The organism is Thermococcus sp., from assembly GCF_015523185.1.
In the GTDB taxonomy this organism is placed as follows: Archaea; Methanobacteriota_B; Thermococci; order Thermococcales; family Thermococcaceae; genus Thermococcus.
Genome location: NZ_WAKV01000029.1, coordinates 30,661 through 46,777, shown reverse-complemented (window position 1 = coordinate 46,777; position 16,117 = coordinate 30,661). Strand labels below are relative to the sequence as shown.

The window sequence follows — 16,117 nt, the reverse complement described above, 5'->3', positions numbered from 1 at the left end:
TCTGCATGTTCGCACCTCCGTAATCGCGATGCCGGGTTAGAATAAGGGGTGAGCTTTAAATAAGTTTGGGACGACTAAAAAAGAGGAAGATAAAAATCCCTCACTTAAAGTTCCATATCCAATCTATGGTTATTGAGCCGGTCCAGTGATCGTCCGGAAGCAGGGGGCGATTGTACGTCCACTCAACTGAAGCAACTAGCTTTTGGTGGACTGTTGTTGGGGAGCTTGGAACGTGAGTTATAAACTGGTACCCCGGTTCAAGTTTAATCCAGCTATCAGCGTAACTTCCTAGCTCGTTTCTGTTAAATGTGTACGTCCACCTGACCCAGTCGCCGTTGGTATCGACCGCTATTTTAAAGAGCTTGATAACTTGTTGGATTGTAACAGACGCTCCTCCTGTCCCCAAGGTGTATGAAATAGTAGATTGAGCCTTTGAGCTGTATTCATTGATGTAATGACTTGGGCCAAAGTCCGCTAGATCAAAAACACTGTTTCCATCGGGCTTAACGTTGGCATAAACTTTAACTGTGTCAATCTGCCACACTCCAGCTCCACTATCGCCGTAGAGATAATGCCCAGACCAGACAAAGGTCTTCATGTCTACAACCCGGTAATCGTTCTTTGGGTCGGTGTCCGCAAGTCTGTAAACTTCCCACACAAGCTTTAACTTGCCATGGGGTTTCCAGTTATCGTAGGAACTCCACTCGATAGTGCTCTCAATATGGGCACTTATTGTTGTAGTTGCCATGGGAGTGTAGGTTGCAGTAGGATTTCCATTGATCTTTATCTGCCAAGAAAATTTAGAAGGCTCTACACTAAGAGTAACCTCACTGTTCCAGTCCACCTCGGAGAACTCTCTCTTAGCATCATTAAGGAACTTGTTAATGTTCTTTATATTGGTTCCCGCGTATATGAAGAACTTCCCATCTGGTAGCATCTTCACGGCGTAGAGTGTGTTGCCCTCAAAGATTGGAGCGTAAGGAATAGTTCCTGTCTTAACTAGGTTTTTCAGTATTTGAGAATCCATAACCTCAAAGTTGCCCTTTTTCAGTCCTGCCAAAATTTTGGAGACGTTTTGGTTTATTGGGTAAATCCCGGAAATTGGGCTTGCTGGAGAGGCACTGCTCTGTGGGTACGCTGAAACAACAAAAAGACTTCCAACTAGAACTCCAAGTACAAACCATACCACTTTCTGTCGCATCTGACCCCCCCAACGGGATTGTCAATTCCAATTACTAAACTCATAGTATTTAAATGTTTCGAATTTACAAAATGTATGTTAGACTCAGACAATATGTAATTTATAAATTATAAATCCAGCGAATCCATCGCGACCTTAATCCATCTCAGATACGAGTTCAGCGTTCCCCTCAAAGCTGAGTTGTCCCTGGTCAAAAAGCGGATTATTATCATGTTCCCCTCGCGCAGAAACTCTATCCTGCTCCTCCTGTAGGGCACGCTCTTGTGCTCGTAGAGAACGCTCTCGTAAACTATCTTGGCGGTTTCCTCGTCCGGGAAGGAGAGCTCAACTATCCCCTCGATTGGCCAGCCTTTGTCAGGGCCTCCCTGTAGTCCCATCTCCTGCCGTCCTCCATTATCCAGATTTTCACGAGGATTAGAGGTCCAACGGGCCTGTCTCTGGTGACGTCAAGGCGGTAGAAGTTAACTGCCATGCCCCTTGGATAGTTCTCAATTACCCCTATCACATCGGTGTTGTGCCTGTCCGCTATCGTCTGGAGGCTCTTGTTCCCCCTCGGCACGAATCTTCCGCCGGTAAGCTCGGCGAAGGCTTGGGCAAAGGCCGTGTGGTCAATGCCAACCCTCTTCGCTGTGGTTACAATGAAGGGCATCTCCTCGCGGATTGGTCTAAGGTTCCTGAAACCCATCTCACGCTGGAGCTTAATGCCGTGGAGGTAGAGGTAGCCGAGGTAACCCCAGTCCTCGGGGTCCACCTTGATAAAGGTCATCTTGAGGGGGTTTCCCTTCCAGACGTTGATTATTAGGAGTCTCTCGTAGTTCCTGTCATATGCTTCCATGAGCAAATCCTGGATTGTCTTCTTTCCCCTGGTTAGGTAAAGGGAGTTGGGGAAAACCCTCTCCAAGTCGTGACCGAAGCTCCTCGTCCTCCTCGTCGGTCGGTGGGAAGTCGTTATCAGCATCATAGCAACCACTCGTTGGGGTTAGTTGATAAAAGCCTTTCGAAAGAAAAGGTTCAGATGGCTTTGACCCTTCTCGCGACCTTGGGTCGGGGCTTGTAGAGTATCTTACTGCCACAGTAGGGACAGCGAACCTCTCTGGTTGTCGCGAGGTCGAGTTCGACCTCTCTACCGCATTTTGCACAGCGGTAAATCGCCCTAACCATGAAAATCACCCCAAATAGAAAGAATCAGGCCTTGGAAGCGACGACGCGCTTCGCGACCTTTCCAGCCGGAGTGGTCGGCAGGTAAGCTCCACCGGCGAACGTTGCACCGCACTTCTGGCACTGCCATATTCCAGTGCTTATCCTCCTGACGGCCTTCCTTCCGCAGACAGGACAGACGTGCTTCTGCTTCATCTTGGCCTCAACAGCCGCGACCCTTCTCCTTATCTTGAGACCGTACCTCGGACCGAACCTTCCAGCGGAACCGACCTTGACAGTTCTTCCCATGAGCATCACCCCAGAGTTAGGCAATTTTCACGACTGGAAAGTGTTTCCGGAGACGTTTTATAAACCTTTGCATAACTCCGGACATCCGGGGGGAAGGCTCCTAATAAACCTTACGTTGAAGCTTTTGGAAAAAGCTTCACCAAAGAAACTTTTTGCAAGAAAATTTTCTGGTGCGGGGGCGGGGATTTGAACCCCGGAACCCCTACGGGACGGGACCCTCAATCCCGCGCCTTTGACCAGGCTCGGCAACCCCCGCGTCGCCAGATATAAGGGCGTTGGCGCATTTATAAATTTTACGGTCTCTCCCCGGGCAATCTTTTGAACTCCCTCATCAGCATATTCACGTACTTTTCATCGAGGGCCTTTGGGTCAATTGAAATAATAATCCCTGCGTTTCTGGCTATCAGGTTGTCCTTTAGGTTCAGGAGAAACTTCATAACGGGTTCAAAACCGTTGTTAGGTATCAGGTATTCAACCCCGTCGAGAAGTATAAACGTGTCTTCTCCCGCACTGGAGAGAACCTTGTGGAGGAGAGGGGCCAGTTCCGTGGGTCTTATTGCGGTCTCTGACGGGGCGTTGCTGACCCAGATGTATGGAATCCCGTGCCTTTCGTATTGTCGTGGGTGCCTCGTGATGGCCAGCAGGCGTTTGCCCTGAAGGAGGGAGAGTATCTCGGGAAGTGATGCCCTGCTTGTTACATAGGCGCCGGGCTTTAGGATGGACTATCCTTCGGTAATGACCCTGGGTTTTATAGCACGGATTTCGGTCTTCATTCGGAGGGAAGTTATGAGAATTATCATCATTCCCAATGCCACGAGAACGTCATCAAGAACCTTTGTGAGCTCTGTGGTATAGACGTCATTGAAAACGTTCTCAAGGTACCCTGCCCAGAATATGAAAACACCCAGAAAAACACCGCGGAGTGTTCTCTTATCAAGGTACCCAACCATTATATCCCTCAGGGAGTAGACGACTATGATGGCCGATGTGAGCGCAATAAATGCCACAATCTCTGCCAGGAGTTTTATTGCCTGATATTCTCCCTTCAACTCCCTTACCTCATGGTGGTCATATTCAAAGGCCTAATAACTGTTACGAACCGAAAAATTTATAAATACACTTCCCCTCTATGGTTTCGGGTCGTGGGCCGGTAGCTTAGCCTGGTTAGAGCGGCGGACTCTTAATCCGCAGGTCGGGGGTTCGAATCCCCCCCGGCCCGCCAAAACGCGTTTCTCCTCGGCGCGTTCTGAGAAGGAGCGCGTTTAGGACTTCAGCTTTAAGGAGATTTGGAAATGAGTTTTAAGGAGCTTGGCTTATCGGAGGCCTCAGTTAAGGCCGTTGAGAGAAAGGGCTTTTTTGAGCCCACTGACGTTCAGAGGGAGGTCATACCACTTGTTCTCCGGGGGGAGAATGATATTGTTGGTCAGTCAAAGACGGGCACCGGAAAGACGGCGGCTTTTGGCCTGCCAATCCTTGATATGGTTGAGGCCGGACAAAGGAGGGTTCAGGCGCTTATCCTTACTCCCACTAGGGAGCTGGCAATTCAGGTGAGTGAGGAGCTCCGCTCTCTTCGTGGAAAGCGGAAGATAGACATCTACGCGGTCTACGGCGGTCAGCCAATAGGTCCCCAGATGAGGGCCCTTAAAACGGCCCAAATAGTTGTTGGAACACCCGGCAGGGTTCTCGACCACATCAGGCGTGGCACCCTTAAGCTTGACTCCCTTCGCTTCTTCGTCCTTGACGAAGCTGATAGGATGTTGGACATGGGCTTTCAGGAGGACATCGAGGCGATTTTTAGGGTAACACCCCGGGAAAAGCGCGTCATGATGTTCTCGGCCACGATGCCGATGGAAGTGCTTTTACTCGCCAAGAAGTATATGAGAAACCCGGAGGTAGTAATCGTCAGCAGGGACGAGTTAGTACCGGGTGAGGTAGAGCAGGAGTTTGTAGAGACCGTTCCCGCGAGACGCTACAGAATCCTACAGAAAATTCTGAGCGGTAACTTCTACGGTATAGTTTTCTGCCAGACGAAGGTGGAGACAAAGGAGTTGGCCGGCAGGCTTAGAAAGGACGGTTTCAAAGCTGAGGCCCTTAACGGTGACATGAGCCAGCCATCCCGGGAGAAAACCTTCAGGCGCTTTAAGGAGGGCAGAACAAGGGTTCTGGTTGCGACGGATGTTGCCGCTAGGGGTCTGGACGTCCCAGAGATTACTCATGTTGTTAACTACTCTATACCGATGAACGCGGAGCAATATATCCACCGGATTGGGAGAACGGGGAGGATGGGTAAGAGGGGTAAGGCGATAACATTCATCGCACCCGGGGAACTGAGAAGGTTTAGGTATATAGCAAGGCAGTCTGGCGTTGACGTCAGGAAGTCGGAGCTGAGCGAGGAACTGCCTAGGGAGTACCGCGAGATGGTGAGAAGGGACGAGCTTGAGAACGAGTACAGGCGAAGATGGGGAAAGAACATGCCGAGACATAGGAGAAGGCGCCATTGAACTGCCATTCATCCTCTTGTTCTGTTTTCATTGCGAGCGTTGAATAAAGAGTAATGCTATCTTCTGTGTCACAACAAAGGCCCTTAACGATGAAAACGATGGCAAAATGGTTTTGGCGCCGGGGCAGGGATTTGAACCCTGGCGGGCTAACGCCCACGGACTCTCCAGGCCCGCGCCTTCCCAGGCTAGGCTACCCCGGCGCATAAAGGAGAGGAATCAAGAGATGAGCTCAATCTCGATGGTGACATCCTCAGGAACACGGATGCGCATAATCTGGCGCATGGCCCTCTCGTCGGCCTCTATGTCAACGAGCCTCTTGTGAACGCGAAGCTCCCAGCGGTCGAAAGTGGCTGAACCCTCTCCGTCCGGGCTCTTCCTAGTAGTTATCCTTATCCTCTTGGTCGGGAGTGGGATTGGGCCGCTCATCCTGACACCGGTTCTCTCGGCTATCTGTTTAATCTGGTCGGTGACTTCGTTGAGGGCCTTGATGTTGGTACTAGCAAGCTTAATCCTCGCCTTCTGCATTTCCGCCCCTCCTAAGGTTTAGGAAGTAAAGGAAAGGCCGAAGAAATCACTCGGCCTTCTGGATGGAGATAACCATACCGGCAGCAACGGTCTGGCCCATGTCACGGATGGCGAACCTACCGAGCTGCGGTATCTCCTTGACTGGCTCGATGACCATGGCCTTGGTCGGCCTGAGGATGACGATGGCTGAGTCACCGGTCTTGATGAACTGCGGGTTCTCCTCGACGACGTTACCGGTCCTGGGGTCGAGCTTAGCGAGGAGCTGCTCGAATCTAACAGCGACCTGAGTAGTGTGGGCGTGCAGTACCGGGGTGTATCCGACTGTAATAGCAGTCGGGTGGTTGAGGACGATTATCTGGGCCTTGAAGGTGTCCTTTGGCCTGACGACGGTCGGTGGGTTGTTGGTGTGTCCGGCAACGTCACCGCGCTTTATGTCGTTCTTACCAACGCCACGGACGTTGAATCCGATGTTGTCACCCGGGTAAGCCTCTTGGAGTGGCTCGTGGTGCATCTCGATAGACTTGACTTCACCCTGGATGGGCTTGTGGAAGATGGTGCTCGCCGGCTCGAAGATAACTACGTCACCGACGCGAAGGACACCGGTCTCGACTCTACCAACGGGAACGGTACCGACACCCTTGATTGAGTAGACGTCCTGAATCGGTATCCTGAGCGGCTTGTCGGTTGGCTTCGGCGGCTCGGGTATCTGGTCGAGGGCCTCGATGAGGGTCGGGCCGTTGTACCAGGGCATCTTGTCGCTCTTCTTAACGACGTTATCGCCTTCCCAGGCGCTAATCGGTATAACTGGGAAGTCCTTGTAGCCGAGCATCTTGAGAAGCTTCTCGACCTGGGCCTTGACCTTCTCAAAGGCCTTCTGGTCGTAGTTGACCATGTCCATCTTGTTGATGGCGACGATTATGTGGTTTATACCAAGGGTCCTGGCAAGGAAAGCGTGCTCCTTGGTCTGGGGCATGACACCGTCGGTGGCGGCGACGATGAGAACGGCGGCGTCAGCCTGGCTGGCACCTGTAATCATGTTCTTAACGAAGTCCCTGTGGCCTGGAGCGTCAATGATAGTAATGTACCTGTGCGGGGTCTCGAACTTGGTGTGGGCAACGTCAATGGTGATACCCCTCTCGCGCTCCTCCTTAAGCCTGTCCATGACCCAAGCGAACTTGAAGGACTTACCCTTCTCACCCATCTCCTCGAACTTCTTAATGATGTTCTCCGGTATGTTGGCGGTGTCGAAGAGCAGTCTTCCGATGGTGGTGCTCTTTCCGTGGTCGACGTGGCCGATAAACACTATATTAACGTGCGGCTTCTCCTTTGGCATTTTCAAACACCTCCAGATTTTGGTCTAGTCTCGTTGACTAGGATGGCTTTTTAAATCTTTCGAACCTCAGCCCCCTCGGGCGGGGAACCCGCCGTTTACGGGGGGGCCTCATGAGTTCCGACCCTAACTTGAGGGGTGAGTTTAAAAAGTTAACTAATCGCCTTTGAACGCGGATTGTTAAAATCTGGGCTTCTCTATTCTGGGTGGGAGGATTAGGTTGGAAACGAACTATATCCTAGAATTGAGAAAGGGAAAGGAATTGAAAAACTCACTGCTGCGGGCAGACGTCCTTCTCGGTCGGCGGGTTCGGGTCGAGGCCCTTCCTCTGGCGTATCTGCCTGATAATTTGCTGGGCCAGCTCGTTCGGAACGCGCTTGAAGCCCGCATGTTCAGTGCTCCAGAGGGCCCTTCCGCTGGTCGCACCACGTATCGCTCCCGCGAATCCGAACATCTCTGCGACGGGAGCCTCTGCAATGATAATCATGACCTCACCTTCCTGCCTCATATCGATGAGCTGACCACGCCTCTGGTTGATTTCCCTGCTGACGGCGCCCATGTACTCGTAGGGCACGTTGATAATGACCTTCTGGTAGGGCTCGTAGAGGACCGGGCCGGCCTTCATCATGGCACAGTGGATGGCAGTCCTTATGGCCGGATAAATCTGAGCCGGACCACGGTGGACGTTGTCCTCGTGTATCTTGGCATCGTGGAGCCTGACTATGACCTTCATGACGGGCTCCTTAGCGAGCGGTCCCTCATCCATGGCCATGTGGAATCCGTCAACGAGTAAGTCCATGACCTCGTTGAGGTACTGGATACCCTTGGTGTTGTCGAAGAACATGTTGCCATTGTAGACATCAACGATACCCTTGGCCATCTCGTAGTCCATGCCGAGCTCGGCGAGCTTCTTGGCGACGGCCTTCGGGTCCTTTGGCCTGCCCTCAGGAATGATACCCTCCTTGATGGCCTCGTAAATCTCGTCGGGCATGGGCTCGACGGTGATGTAGAACCTGTTGTGCTTGTTCGGGCTCTTTCCTTCAACGATTGGGCTCTGCTTTGTGACGCTCTCGCGGTAAACTACTATCGGCGGTGAAACGTCAACGTCAATCTTCCAGTCCTCCTTGAGCTTGACGAGCTTGACCTCAAGGTGGAGCTCACCCATACCACTGAGGAGGTGCTGACCGGTTTCTTCATCAATCTTGACGTGAAGCGTTGGGTCCTCCTTGGCGAGCTGTCTCAAAGCCTCGATGAGCCTCGGTAAATCTTTAACGTTCTTGGCCTCAATGGCGACGGTAACCACCGGCTCGCTGACGTAGTGGAGGGCCTCGAACGGTTCGATTGGCTCCTCGGCGACGGTCTCACCGGCCATGGCGTCGCGCAGACCGGTAACCGCTACAATGTTTCCGGCCGGGACGGCGTCCATATTAATCCTCTCGGGACCCATGTAGATACCGACCTGCTGGATTCTGGCCTTCCTCTTGCTGTTGATTAGGTAGACCTCCTTACCGCTCTTGACGGTTCCGCTCCAGACACGGCCGGTAGCGACCTCACCAGCGTGTTTGTCAATGATTATCTTGGTCACGACCATGACCATCTTGCCCTTCGGGTCACACTTGAGCATGGCCTGACCGACCTCGCTGTTTATGTCGCCCTGCCAGAGGTGCGGAATCCTGTACTTCTGGGCCTCAAGCGGGTTCGGAAGGTGCCTGACGACCATATCGAGAACCACGACGTGGAGCGGGGCCTTCTGCCTGAGTGTTTTAAGGTCACCGGCGTTGGTTAGCTCGACGATGTCCTTGAAGGTAACGCCTGTCTTCTTCATGAAGGGAACGCTGAGGGCCCAGTTGTAGTAGGCACTCCCAAAGGCGACGCTACCGTCATCAACTTTAACCAGCCACTGGTTCTTGAACTCCTCCGGGGCGTATCTCTTTATCAGCCTGTTGACGTCGGTGATTATCTTGGCGAAGCGGTTGAGTATCTCGTTCGGGCCGAGCTTGAGCTCCTTTATGAGGCGGTCAACTTTATTGATGAAGAGAACCGGCTTGACGTATTCCCTGAGGGCCTGCCTGAGAACGGTCTCGGTCTGGGGCATGACACCCTCAACGGCGTCGACGACTATAATCGCACCGTCTATGGCACGCATGGCCCTAGTAACGTCACCCCCGAAGTCAACGTGACCTGGAGTGTCAATCAGGTTGATGAGGTAGTCGTTGCCCTCGTAGTTGTGGACCATCGAGACGTTGGCCGCGTTGATTGTAATACCCCTCGCCTGCTCCTGCTCATCGAAATCCAAGACCAGCTGTTTTCCAGCAAGTTCCTCGCTAATCATTCCCGCTCCGGCGAGCAGGTTGTCGCTGAGGGTTGTCTTACCGTGGTCAATATGAGCGGCGATACCCATGTTCCTGATTCTCTCAGGCTGGGTCATCAGTTCTTTAATCTTCGCAATCATCTCTTCCCTTCTTCCCATAACACACCACCTTTAGATGAGCTTGTCGGCTTAACTTAAAAGGCCCGGTTATAAAGCTTTTCCCGGTTGAGATTTGAAGGGGCCCAGTGTCACCCAGACCACTGTGGATGACGAGGTATTTCTTCTCATTGGGTTAGTAATTCCTTCCCGTAGTTCTCCTCAGACCATACTTTTTTTGGAGTTCAGCCGAGGGGTATTCGGTGTTAATCTGGAAGAGATAAGCTTATAATTGTGAACACCGTTAGTGGTTATGGCTGAGAGGTGATGGTGGCGGGTAGGATTTCAACCGGGGTTCCTGGGCTTGACATAATGCTTCACGGGGGTCTCATTCCCGGCAGGGTTTACCTCGTCAAGGGCTCTCCCGGAACAGGGAAGACAACCCTTGCAATGCACTTTGCAATGGCCGGAGTGGCCAACGGAGAGAGCGTGTTGTACATAACTCTCGAGGAGCCGGCAGAAAACATAAGGGAAGACTTTGGGAGGATGGGCTTTGATGTCTATCATGACGAATTCACCCTCATAGATGCAACTCCAACAACGGAACACTATGTCTTGGTTGAAGACTTCTTTGAAACATTTGCAAAGAACCTCAACAAACTGACTGAATCAATAAAGGAGCAATTCCGGGTGAAGAGGTACTCAAGGGTAGTTGTGGACCCCATAACAATGCTAAAACTTGCCAGCAAGGAGGAGATGGACTACCGCAGAGCTTTTCTAACCTTTGTGAAGAGTATGATGCGCCTCAGAGTGACGGTTCTCATAACTTCAGAGCTCGAAAGAACGGACATAGAGGAATACCTTGTAAGTGGAGTTATCGAGATGAAACTCCTTGAGCGTGATGGAAAGCTGATGAGGGCAATTAAGGTAACGAAGTTCAGAGGGAGTGGATTTGATAATGTTATAAGGCCCTACGAGATAACCGAGACCGGAATGGTCGTCCACCCAGACAGAACCATCCCCTGAGGGATTAAAATGCTACCTCCTGAGGTGGAGTCCATTCTGGAGGAGCTCCGCTCCGAGAGGATACGCGGTGCCAGCTGGATGGCAAGGCGTGGGGCGGAGGCATATCTCGTTCTTGCCAGCCTTTTGGATGGAGATGAACTGAGGAAAGCACTTCTTGAACTAAGAAGGGAACTTCCAGCCGTTAATCCGACGATGGCCTCCCTATACAATCTCTCGCGCTTCATACCCGTAACAGAAAATCCCTTTCTGGTTAAATCACGGGCCGAGGAGTTTATCCATCTGATTGACGAGGCAAAGAAAACAATCGGCAACATCGGTAGCGAGCTGATTGATGACGGAGACATTGTCATAACACACTCCTTCTCCTCGGCTGTTTTTGAGATACTAAAAAGCGCAAAAAACAAGGGGGCAACCTTCCGGGTTATACTCACAGAGAGTGCTCCTGACTACGAGGGGATTGCACTGGCTAGTGCCCTTGAAAAAGAGGGAATTCCATTTGAGCTTATCACCGATGCTCAGCTCGGACTTTTCGCGGGAAAGGCCACGATTGCAATGGTTGGAGCGGACAACGTAACAAAGGACGGGGCCGTAATTAACAAAGCTGGGACTTATCTCCTAGCCCTTGCCTCTCACGACAACAACGTTCCCTTTTATGTCGCGGCTGAGAGCTTTAAGCTCCATCCCGAACTGAAAAGCGATGAGGTGGAGATACTTGAGAGGCCCTACGCGAGACAGGGTTATCGCGTTAGGAACTTTCTCTTCGACATTACTCCCTGGAAATACGTCAGGGGCATAATTACAGAACTTGGAATCCTCGTTCCGCCGAGAGAAATTTAAAGAGGGGGAAGAATCAGTTCTCCCCGACGAGCCAGAGGAGGGCGCCCTTGACAAAGGGCCAGTTGCTCTTGATGTACTTTCCGTAATAGGCATCACTCAAGGCCTTGCTTGAGCCGTAGACAACTATTCTGCCCTTTCCGAAGGTTACTGCCGCGGCAACAACGGGTTCGCTTCCCTTCTCGTAAACAATGTTCCCATCGGCATCAACCGCGTAGGCGCTCTCGTAGCCCCTGATTATCCAGATTGCATTTCCTGTAACCTTAATGGTGTCGCCGTTGTAGTACATCGTCCAGTTCTCAGGAATGAACTTGGTTATTGAGCAGTTCCTATTGTAGACTCCAACGAACGGATAGTAGGGCTTTCCACTGTTCCTGTCGTCGTCCATGAGCTCGGTCTTCTCAAACCGCACTCCCGTTCCTTCGAGGAGTACGTTGAGGTCCTCGCTCAGGTACTTGTACCAGTCGCCCGCAACGAAGAGAGCTCCTCCATCCTTAACGTACTTTCTGAGGGCGCTTATTTCATCATCGCTCAGCTTAGTCTTGGGGTTGGTGAGTATAACAACGTCGTATTCCTTCAGTTCGTCGTATGTGAGCGGGGCGTAGGTGACGTTAACTTCCCAGCCGAGTTCCTCAATGTCCTTCTGTAGTCCTGTAAAGCCGTATCTGGTGAAGTAGTACTGGCCGTGCGAGAGGTCAATGAGAACTTTGGTTATGTGTATGGTGTAGTTCGCCGTCTGATTCACTGTGGTTCCATTAGAAGGCGCGGTTATGTTTCCAGTCGTCTGGTTCGTCTGGGTCTGGTTCGTCTCATTCACCTGCGGGTGACAGAGGGGCTCGACCTTGACAAGCGTCTCCTGAAGAACTGGAAGGACTTTTTCAATCCTCTCAACTACATCTTGGGCCAAGAAGCGGGCCTTTCTTATGTGGACCATAACGGAATATGTGTAGAGTCTGTTTCCTGAAAGAAACAGTGCAGTTCTGTTCTTCATCTCAAGGAACTTGGCATATTCTGCCTTTGTGAGGTTGTAATTGGTCTCAATCCATTTGACGTCGTCAGCCAAGTCGCCGAGATTTACACCACACTTTTCGAGCTCCTGAACTGTGGCAGTGAAATTAGCGTAGAACTCGTCAAGCTGGGGCGCAATCTTCTCGTAGCCGTTTTCGTAGAGGTATGTGAGACCGTAGAACAGCCTGTATGGGTTGACATAAACCTGAACGCTCTTGGTTATGAGGTCGCTTACACCGTTTCCAACTATTTCAGCTGTAATATTATACTGGCCTTCCATCGTTGGTATCCATGTCTTAACAATCGTCTCGGTGCTCTTTGGTTGAAGTGTTATGTTCTCAATGTAGAGGGGAACGCCGTTTATCTTAAGATAGAAGGTGACGTTGGTCTCCACGTTCCCGCCGTTGGTTATACTGGCGTAGATTTTGCTTGGAATTCCAGAATAAACGGGCTCGTTTACCACAAGGGAGCTAACCGCAACGGGGACGTAATAGGATATCTTTAAAACTGGCTTGTCAAAGGCGTTTTCTCTTGAGTATATCCAAGCGTAGTTGTATATGCTCTCATTTACAAGCTTAAGAACGAAACTAAACACACTCTGCTCCGGGAATTTTGCCTTGATGTAGCTTGTAACGTTGAAGCATACCCAACCTTTGGAGAGGGTTTTGTTATCAAAAAGAACCTCCGGGGTGGGAGCGGGATTCGTGTAACTTTCCTTCCAGTCGTTGGTGATGTTGTAGATACCCACGTTCATCGGGGTTGAGAAGTATTTTATGTAGGCAACGTAAACGCACACCTCGGCGTTTGCTATTTCGGCGACTTTGGGTATTTCAGAGAGATTGAAGCGAAGATACGTGCGTTCTCTCTGATAGTAAGAGCTGTTTCCAATAGCGAGCTCATATTTTCCGGAATATTCATGATAGCTATACCACTTGTAATACTGTCCCTTGTAGATGTAACTGTAGGCGTCTGCACTTGCTGTCACGTTGATTATTTTCACAACATATTGGCCAGCGGGTTCGGAAGTAGTCGCAAGTGCAAGTTTTATTCCACCCACTGGCGCAAAAACCATTAATAGTAGTAACACAATTGCAATCGCCAGGCGCTTCATGACATCACCCGCGTATTCTTCATAAACTCCCTAAAAAGCTTTCCGGAAGCCTAATAAACAGGAACATGTTAAACCCTGCGGTGAAAAACATGTCCGTGACAACAAAAACCGGCGATGAGGGGTTGACGGGTTTATTTACTGGCGACAGGGTCGTGAAGTATTCCTCAATAATGGAGGCTAACGGAACCATAGATGAACTTGATAGTTTCCTTGGAGAGGCAATGCACTACGTTCCTAAAGAGATGTCAGGGATAATAGAAACGATACAGGTCCAGCTCTACGAGTTGATGGGCGAGCTCGCTAGCAAGGGCAAATACTCCAAAATAGGCGACAAAGAAATCAAGTGGCTAGAAGAGCTAATTGCAAAATACGAGGAAGAATTTCAGATGAGGGCCTTCGTTCTACCTGGTTCGACGATAGGCAGTGCAAAGCTTGACATTTGTAGAGCTATAGCTAGGAGGGCCGAGAGAAAGGTCGCAAAAATAGTCCTTGAGTATGGCTTTGGAAAGAACGCCCTCGTCTATCTCAACAGACTCAGCGATTTGCTCTTTGTAATGGCGAGGGTTATAGAGAAGCGCGAAGGAAAGCTTAGGGAAGTCAAGCCGACTTCCTGAACTCTTTCATTCTCTCTTCATATTTGTCCCTGAGAAGCTCCTTAACCCTGCCTTCGATGTCTTTTAGGGCCTCAATGGCACCCTCTATAGACGAGCTAACGACGGCAACGCCGAGCCCTTCCATCCTACGTATTGCTATGACCTTCTTGCCATTCTTGATAAATATTTGAAGTTCCTCCTTCTTGACTCCGAGTTCGGGAGCCTTCTTCTCGACGTAGTGGAGGATGTCCTCTATGTGGGCTCCAAGGTTCTCGTTGCCCTCGAGGCTCAGGCCATCCTGCGTGATGACCATTTCGTATATTTCTGGCTTTCCCCTGCCCCAAAGAAACGACAGTATCTTCACTGGCATCTTCTCACCCCCAAAATGGAAAGAAAATCAGTAGAGCATCTCATCGAGCTTTGGAAGGACCTTTCTCAGCTCGAGTTTCATTCTTCCAAGGTTAAGGTTCTCATCGCCGATAACTATAAGGTAATAGTCTCCACCAATTGGGTTCACGAAGGTTCTTGCGTTCTTGTATTCGAGTATGGCTTCCTTAAGCTCGCCGGCCCCAAACTGGTCCCCCATCAGCTTTATCGCGGAGACCAGCTCATGGAGAACTCCGGCTATAGCTTCCCTGTCGAGGTTCTTCTTCATGGCCGATTCGATTACAAGGCCGTCCTTGTCAACCACTATCGTTCCAATAACACCGTCTATTTCAAGCATGTCCGTTAGTATCTTTCCCATCACGAGGTCCACCGCCGCCATGGGTCCCACCCCCAAGTTTAGAAACAAAAAGTAACTTAAAAATTTTACGCTTTTTCTGGCCCGTTATCCATTTGTAGCTTCTGAATCTCCAGTTAGGATGTCCCTGTACCTTGCCCAATAGTAGAGCACCACCACCCCCATTCCTGTCCAGAGACTGAGCGAGACAAGCCACGCTGGGAACCTGTCAAGGAGAGGACCGACAGCGATTAGCCCGAAGGGACCAGCCGAATGCATGAGCACTGCCATGGCCGAGAAGACCCTCCCGCGCACCTCACTTGGGACGGCGCGCTGTATCCTAGCTGTTATTGGGACGTCTATAAAGGCCGAGAGAGTACCCCAGAGGACGTTTACTATTGCGAGGGCAAAAAATGCCGTATTTCTGGAAAAATCCGAAAAGGGGCTTATTAACCACGTAAAGGCGAGTATAAGCAAACCATTGAAAAGAAGTGCGTGAAAGAGATATCTACCAGCTTTTCTGCCGAATTTCGTTGCTATGAGCACGTTCCCTATTAAAGCTCCAACCATGAAGGCGCTCTCCTGGAGTCCAAACTGGTAGCTTGAGAACTTCAGGATTTCCCTCATGGAGTAAGGCATCAGAACGGCTCCAAAGGGCTGGGCGAATGCTATCATGAATATTGCAAAACCCATAAGCGTCCAGAGGTAGCGGTTCGAGCGGATGAAGGATATACCCTCCCTTAAGTCCGATACTACTTGAGAAAAGCCCTCAAGTTTCTTCGCCTTCCATTCGTATTTGATGAGGATTTCAAAGAGACCGGAGCCGAAGAAACTCACCGCGTTGACGAAGAGTGCTAAGGCTATCCCCCCAACCGCGTAGATGAAGCCACCGAGGGCCGGGCCAACAAGCCTTGCGAAAATGTTGAATGAGCTCGTTATGGAGTTGGCTCTCTCAAGCTCGTCAGAGTCAACGAGGTCAGGAAACATTGCGCTCGTTGATGCTCCAAAAAACGCTCCCATCGTGGCCATGACAACCTGAACAACGAGGAGTTGCTTGATTGAGAGCAGATTGAAAGCTAAAACGCCGAAGAGAAGAACTCCGCGCGCGAGGTCAAAACTGACCATCAGGTGCTTTCTGTTGTAGCGGTCTCCAACCACACCGGCGAAGGGCATAACAATCAAAGCTGGCACCATCTCAGCCAAGATAAATGCCGTCATCATGGTCCCGCTGTGCGTTTTGTCGAGAACATAGAGTGGCAAAGCGACGTCCTGAACCGCCCAGCCGAGCTGTGAAATAAAGCGACCCACTGCAAAGAGCCAGAAGTTCCTGCCAATCCCTTTTCGAGTTTCCATATGGAACCCTCCACGGAATTAGTGAATAACTCTCGCCATGTTATATTAGACAATTCGGTAA

Annotated in this window: 18 protein-coding genes and 3 tRNA genes; 5 read left to right on the top strand and 16 right to left on the bottom strand. The window is 50.7% G+C overall.

The window, feature by feature from the left end:
- Positions 1-100: 100 nt before the first annotated feature.
- From F7B33_RS03520 to F7B33_RS03485, 8 genes are all read right to left on the bottom strand, one after another.
- The gene (locus tag F7B33_RS03520) at positions 101-1,201 is read right to left on the bottom strand and encodes a hypothetical protein (protein ID WP_297073111.1); all 1,101 of its coding nucleotides are present in this window, start codon (positions 1,199-1,201) and stop codon (positions 101-103) included.
- Between the two features lie 107 nt (positions 1,202-1,308).
- On the bottom strand, positions 1,309-1,578 hold the full coding sequence (gene pcc1 / locus F7B33_RS03515; protein WP_297073109.1) for a KEOPS complex subunit Pcc1: 270 nt from the start codon (positions 1,576-1,578) through the stop codon (positions 1,309-1,311).
- Positions 1,530-2,162: a ribosomal biogenesis protein gene (locus tag F7B33_RS03510; RefSeq protein ID WP_297063524.1), complete on the bottom strand. Its 633-nt coding sequence runs from the start codon at positions 2,160-2,162 to the stop codon at positions 1,530-1,532. Before F7B33_RS03510 ends, pcc1 begins: the two co-directional genes overlap by 49 nt.
- A gap of 50 nt (positions 2,163-2,212) precedes the next feature.
- Positions 2,213-2,362, bottom strand: a complete 150-nt coding sequence (locus F7B33_RS03505; protein ID WP_297063500.1) for a DNA-directed RNA polymerase subunit P — start codon at positions 2,360-2,362, stop codon at positions 2,213-2,215.
- Between the two features lie 24 nt (positions 2,363-2,386).
- Positions 2,387-2,647 (bottom strand): 50S ribosomal protein L37ae, encoded by a 261-nt coding sequence (locus tag F7B33_RS03500; RefSeq protein WP_014121315.1) that lies wholly within the window; start codon positions 2,645-2,647, stop codon positions 2,387-2,389.
- Between the two features lie 168 nt (positions 2,648-2,815).
- A tRNA-Leu gene (locus tag F7B33_RS03495) sits at positions 2,816-2,903 on the bottom strand.
- 37 nt (positions 2,904-2,940) lie between these two features.
- The gene (locus F7B33_RS03490; protein WP_297073117.1) at positions 2,941-3,318 is read right to left on the bottom strand and encodes a DUF835 domain-containing protein; all 378 of its coding nucleotides are present in this window, start codon (positions 3,316-3,318) and stop codon (positions 2,941-2,943) included.
- Between the two features lie 51 nt (positions 3,319-3,369).
- Positions 3,370-3,696: a hypothetical protein gene (locus F7B33_RS03485; protein WP_297073107.1), complete on the bottom strand. Its 327-nt coding sequence runs from the start codon at positions 3,694-3,696 to the stop codon at positions 3,370-3,372.
- Positions 3,697-3,791: 95 nt separating this feature from the next.
- On the opposite strand from F7B33_RS03485, the gene F7B33_RS03480 reads away from it, so the two are divergent.
- Both F7B33_RS03480 and F7B33_RS03475 read left to right on the top strand, forming a co-directional pair.
- Positions 3,792-3,869: transfer RNA gene (locus F7B33_RS03480), tRNA-Lys, on the top strand.
- Positions 3,870-3,939: 70 nt separating this feature from the next.
- The gene (locus F7B33_RS03475) at positions 3,940-5,148 is read left to right on the top strand and encodes a DEAD/DEAH box helicase (RefSeq protein ID WP_297073105.1); all 1,209 of its coding nucleotides are present in this window, start codon (positions 3,940-3,942) and stop codon (positions 5,146-5,148) included.
- A 113-nt stretch (positions 5,149-5,261) separates the two neighbouring features.
- Here F7B33_RS03475 and F7B33_RS03470 read toward each other — a convergent pair.
- The 4 genes from F7B33_RS03470 to F7B33_RS03455 all read right to left on the bottom strand — a co-directional run bounded on the left by F7B33_RS03470 (position 5,262) and on the right by F7B33_RS03455 (position 9,473).
- Positions 5,262-5,348: transfer RNA gene (locus tag F7B33_RS03470), tRNA-Ser, on the bottom strand.
- Between the two features lie 16 nt (positions 5,349-5,364).
- Positions 5,365-5,673 carry a 30S ribosomal protein S10 gene (rpsJ, locus tag F7B33_RS03465; RefSeq protein ID WP_297063503.1) on the bottom strand — a complete coding sequence of 103 codons (309 nt, stop codon included), beginning with the start codon at positions 5,671-5,673 and terminating at the stop codon, positions 5,365-5,367.
- A gap of 46 nt (positions 5,674-5,719) precedes the next feature.
- Complete coding sequence (gene tuf / locus F7B33_RS03460; protein WP_297063504.1) at positions 5,720-7,006, bottom strand: translation elongation factor EF-1 subunit alpha; 1,287 nt, start codon at positions 7,004-7,006, stop codon at positions 5,720-5,722.
- A gap of 268 nt (positions 7,007-7,274) precedes the next feature.
- On the bottom strand, positions 7,275-9,473 hold the full coding sequence (locus tag F7B33_RS03455) for an elongation factor EF-2 (protein ID WP_297073103.1): 2,199 nt from the start codon (positions 9,471-9,473) through the stop codon (positions 7,275-7,277).
- 264 nt (positions 9,474-9,737) lie between these two features.
- On the opposite strand from F7B33_RS03455, the gene F7B33_RS03450 reads away from it, so the two are divergent.
- Complete coding sequence (locus F7B33_RS03450) at positions 9,738-10,436, top strand: ATPase domain-containing protein (RefSeq protein WP_297063508.1); 699 nt, start codon at positions 9,738-9,740, stop codon at positions 10,434-10,436.
- A 9-nt stretch (positions 10,437-10,445) separates the two neighbouring features.
- Positions 10,446-11,273, top strand: a complete 828-nt coding sequence (locus F7B33_RS03445; RefSeq protein WP_297063510.1) for a translation initiation factor IF-2B subunit alpha — start codon at positions 10,446-10,448, stop codon at positions 11,271-11,273.
- A gap of 13 nt (positions 11,274-11,286) precedes the next feature.
- Here the strand turns inward: F7B33_RS03445 and F7B33_RS03440 are convergent, their stop codons facing one another.
- Complete coding sequence (locus F7B33_RS03440) at positions 11,287-13,389, bottom strand: DUF4350 domain-containing protein (RefSeq protein ID WP_297063512.1); 2,103 nt, start codon at positions 13,387-13,389, stop codon at positions 11,287-11,289.
- Positions 13,390-13,478: 89 nt separating this feature from the next.
- Here F7B33_RS03440 and F7B33_RS03435 point away from each other — a divergent pair, with 89 nt between their 5' ends.
- A complete protein-coding gene (locus F7B33_RS03435; protein WP_297063527.1) occupies positions 13,479-14,003 on the top strand; it encodes a cob(I)yrinic acid a,c-diamide adenosyltransferase in 525 nt (174 codons plus the stop codon).
- Here the strand turns inward: F7B33_RS03435 and F7B33_RS03430 are convergent.
- The 3 genes from F7B33_RS03430 to F7B33_RS03420 all read right to left on the bottom strand — a co-directional run bounded on the left by F7B33_RS03430 (position 13,987) and on the right by F7B33_RS03420 (position 16,056).
- On the bottom strand, positions 13,987-14,352 hold the full coding sequence (locus F7B33_RS03430) for a hypothetical protein (protein ID WP_297063514.1): 366 nt from the start codon (positions 14,350-14,352) through the stop codon (positions 13,987-13,989). The two genes, F7B33_RS03435 and F7B33_RS03430, sit on opposite strands and share 17 nt — an antisense overlap.
- A gap of 27 nt (positions 14,353-14,379) precedes the next feature.
- Positions 14,380-14,748 carry a roadblock/LC7 domain-containing protein gene (locus F7B33_RS03425; RefSeq protein WP_297063516.1) on the bottom strand — a complete coding sequence of 123 codons (369 nt, stop codon included), beginning with the start codon at positions 14,746-14,748 and terminating at the stop codon, positions 14,380-14,382.
- Positions 14,749-14,811: 63 nt separating this feature from the next.
- Entirely contained in the window at positions 14,812-16,056 is a 1,245-nt protein-coding gene (locus tag F7B33_RS03420; RefSeq protein ID WP_297073101.1) for an MFS transporter, read from the bottom strand.
- Positions 16,057-16,117: the final 61 nt, after the last annotated feature.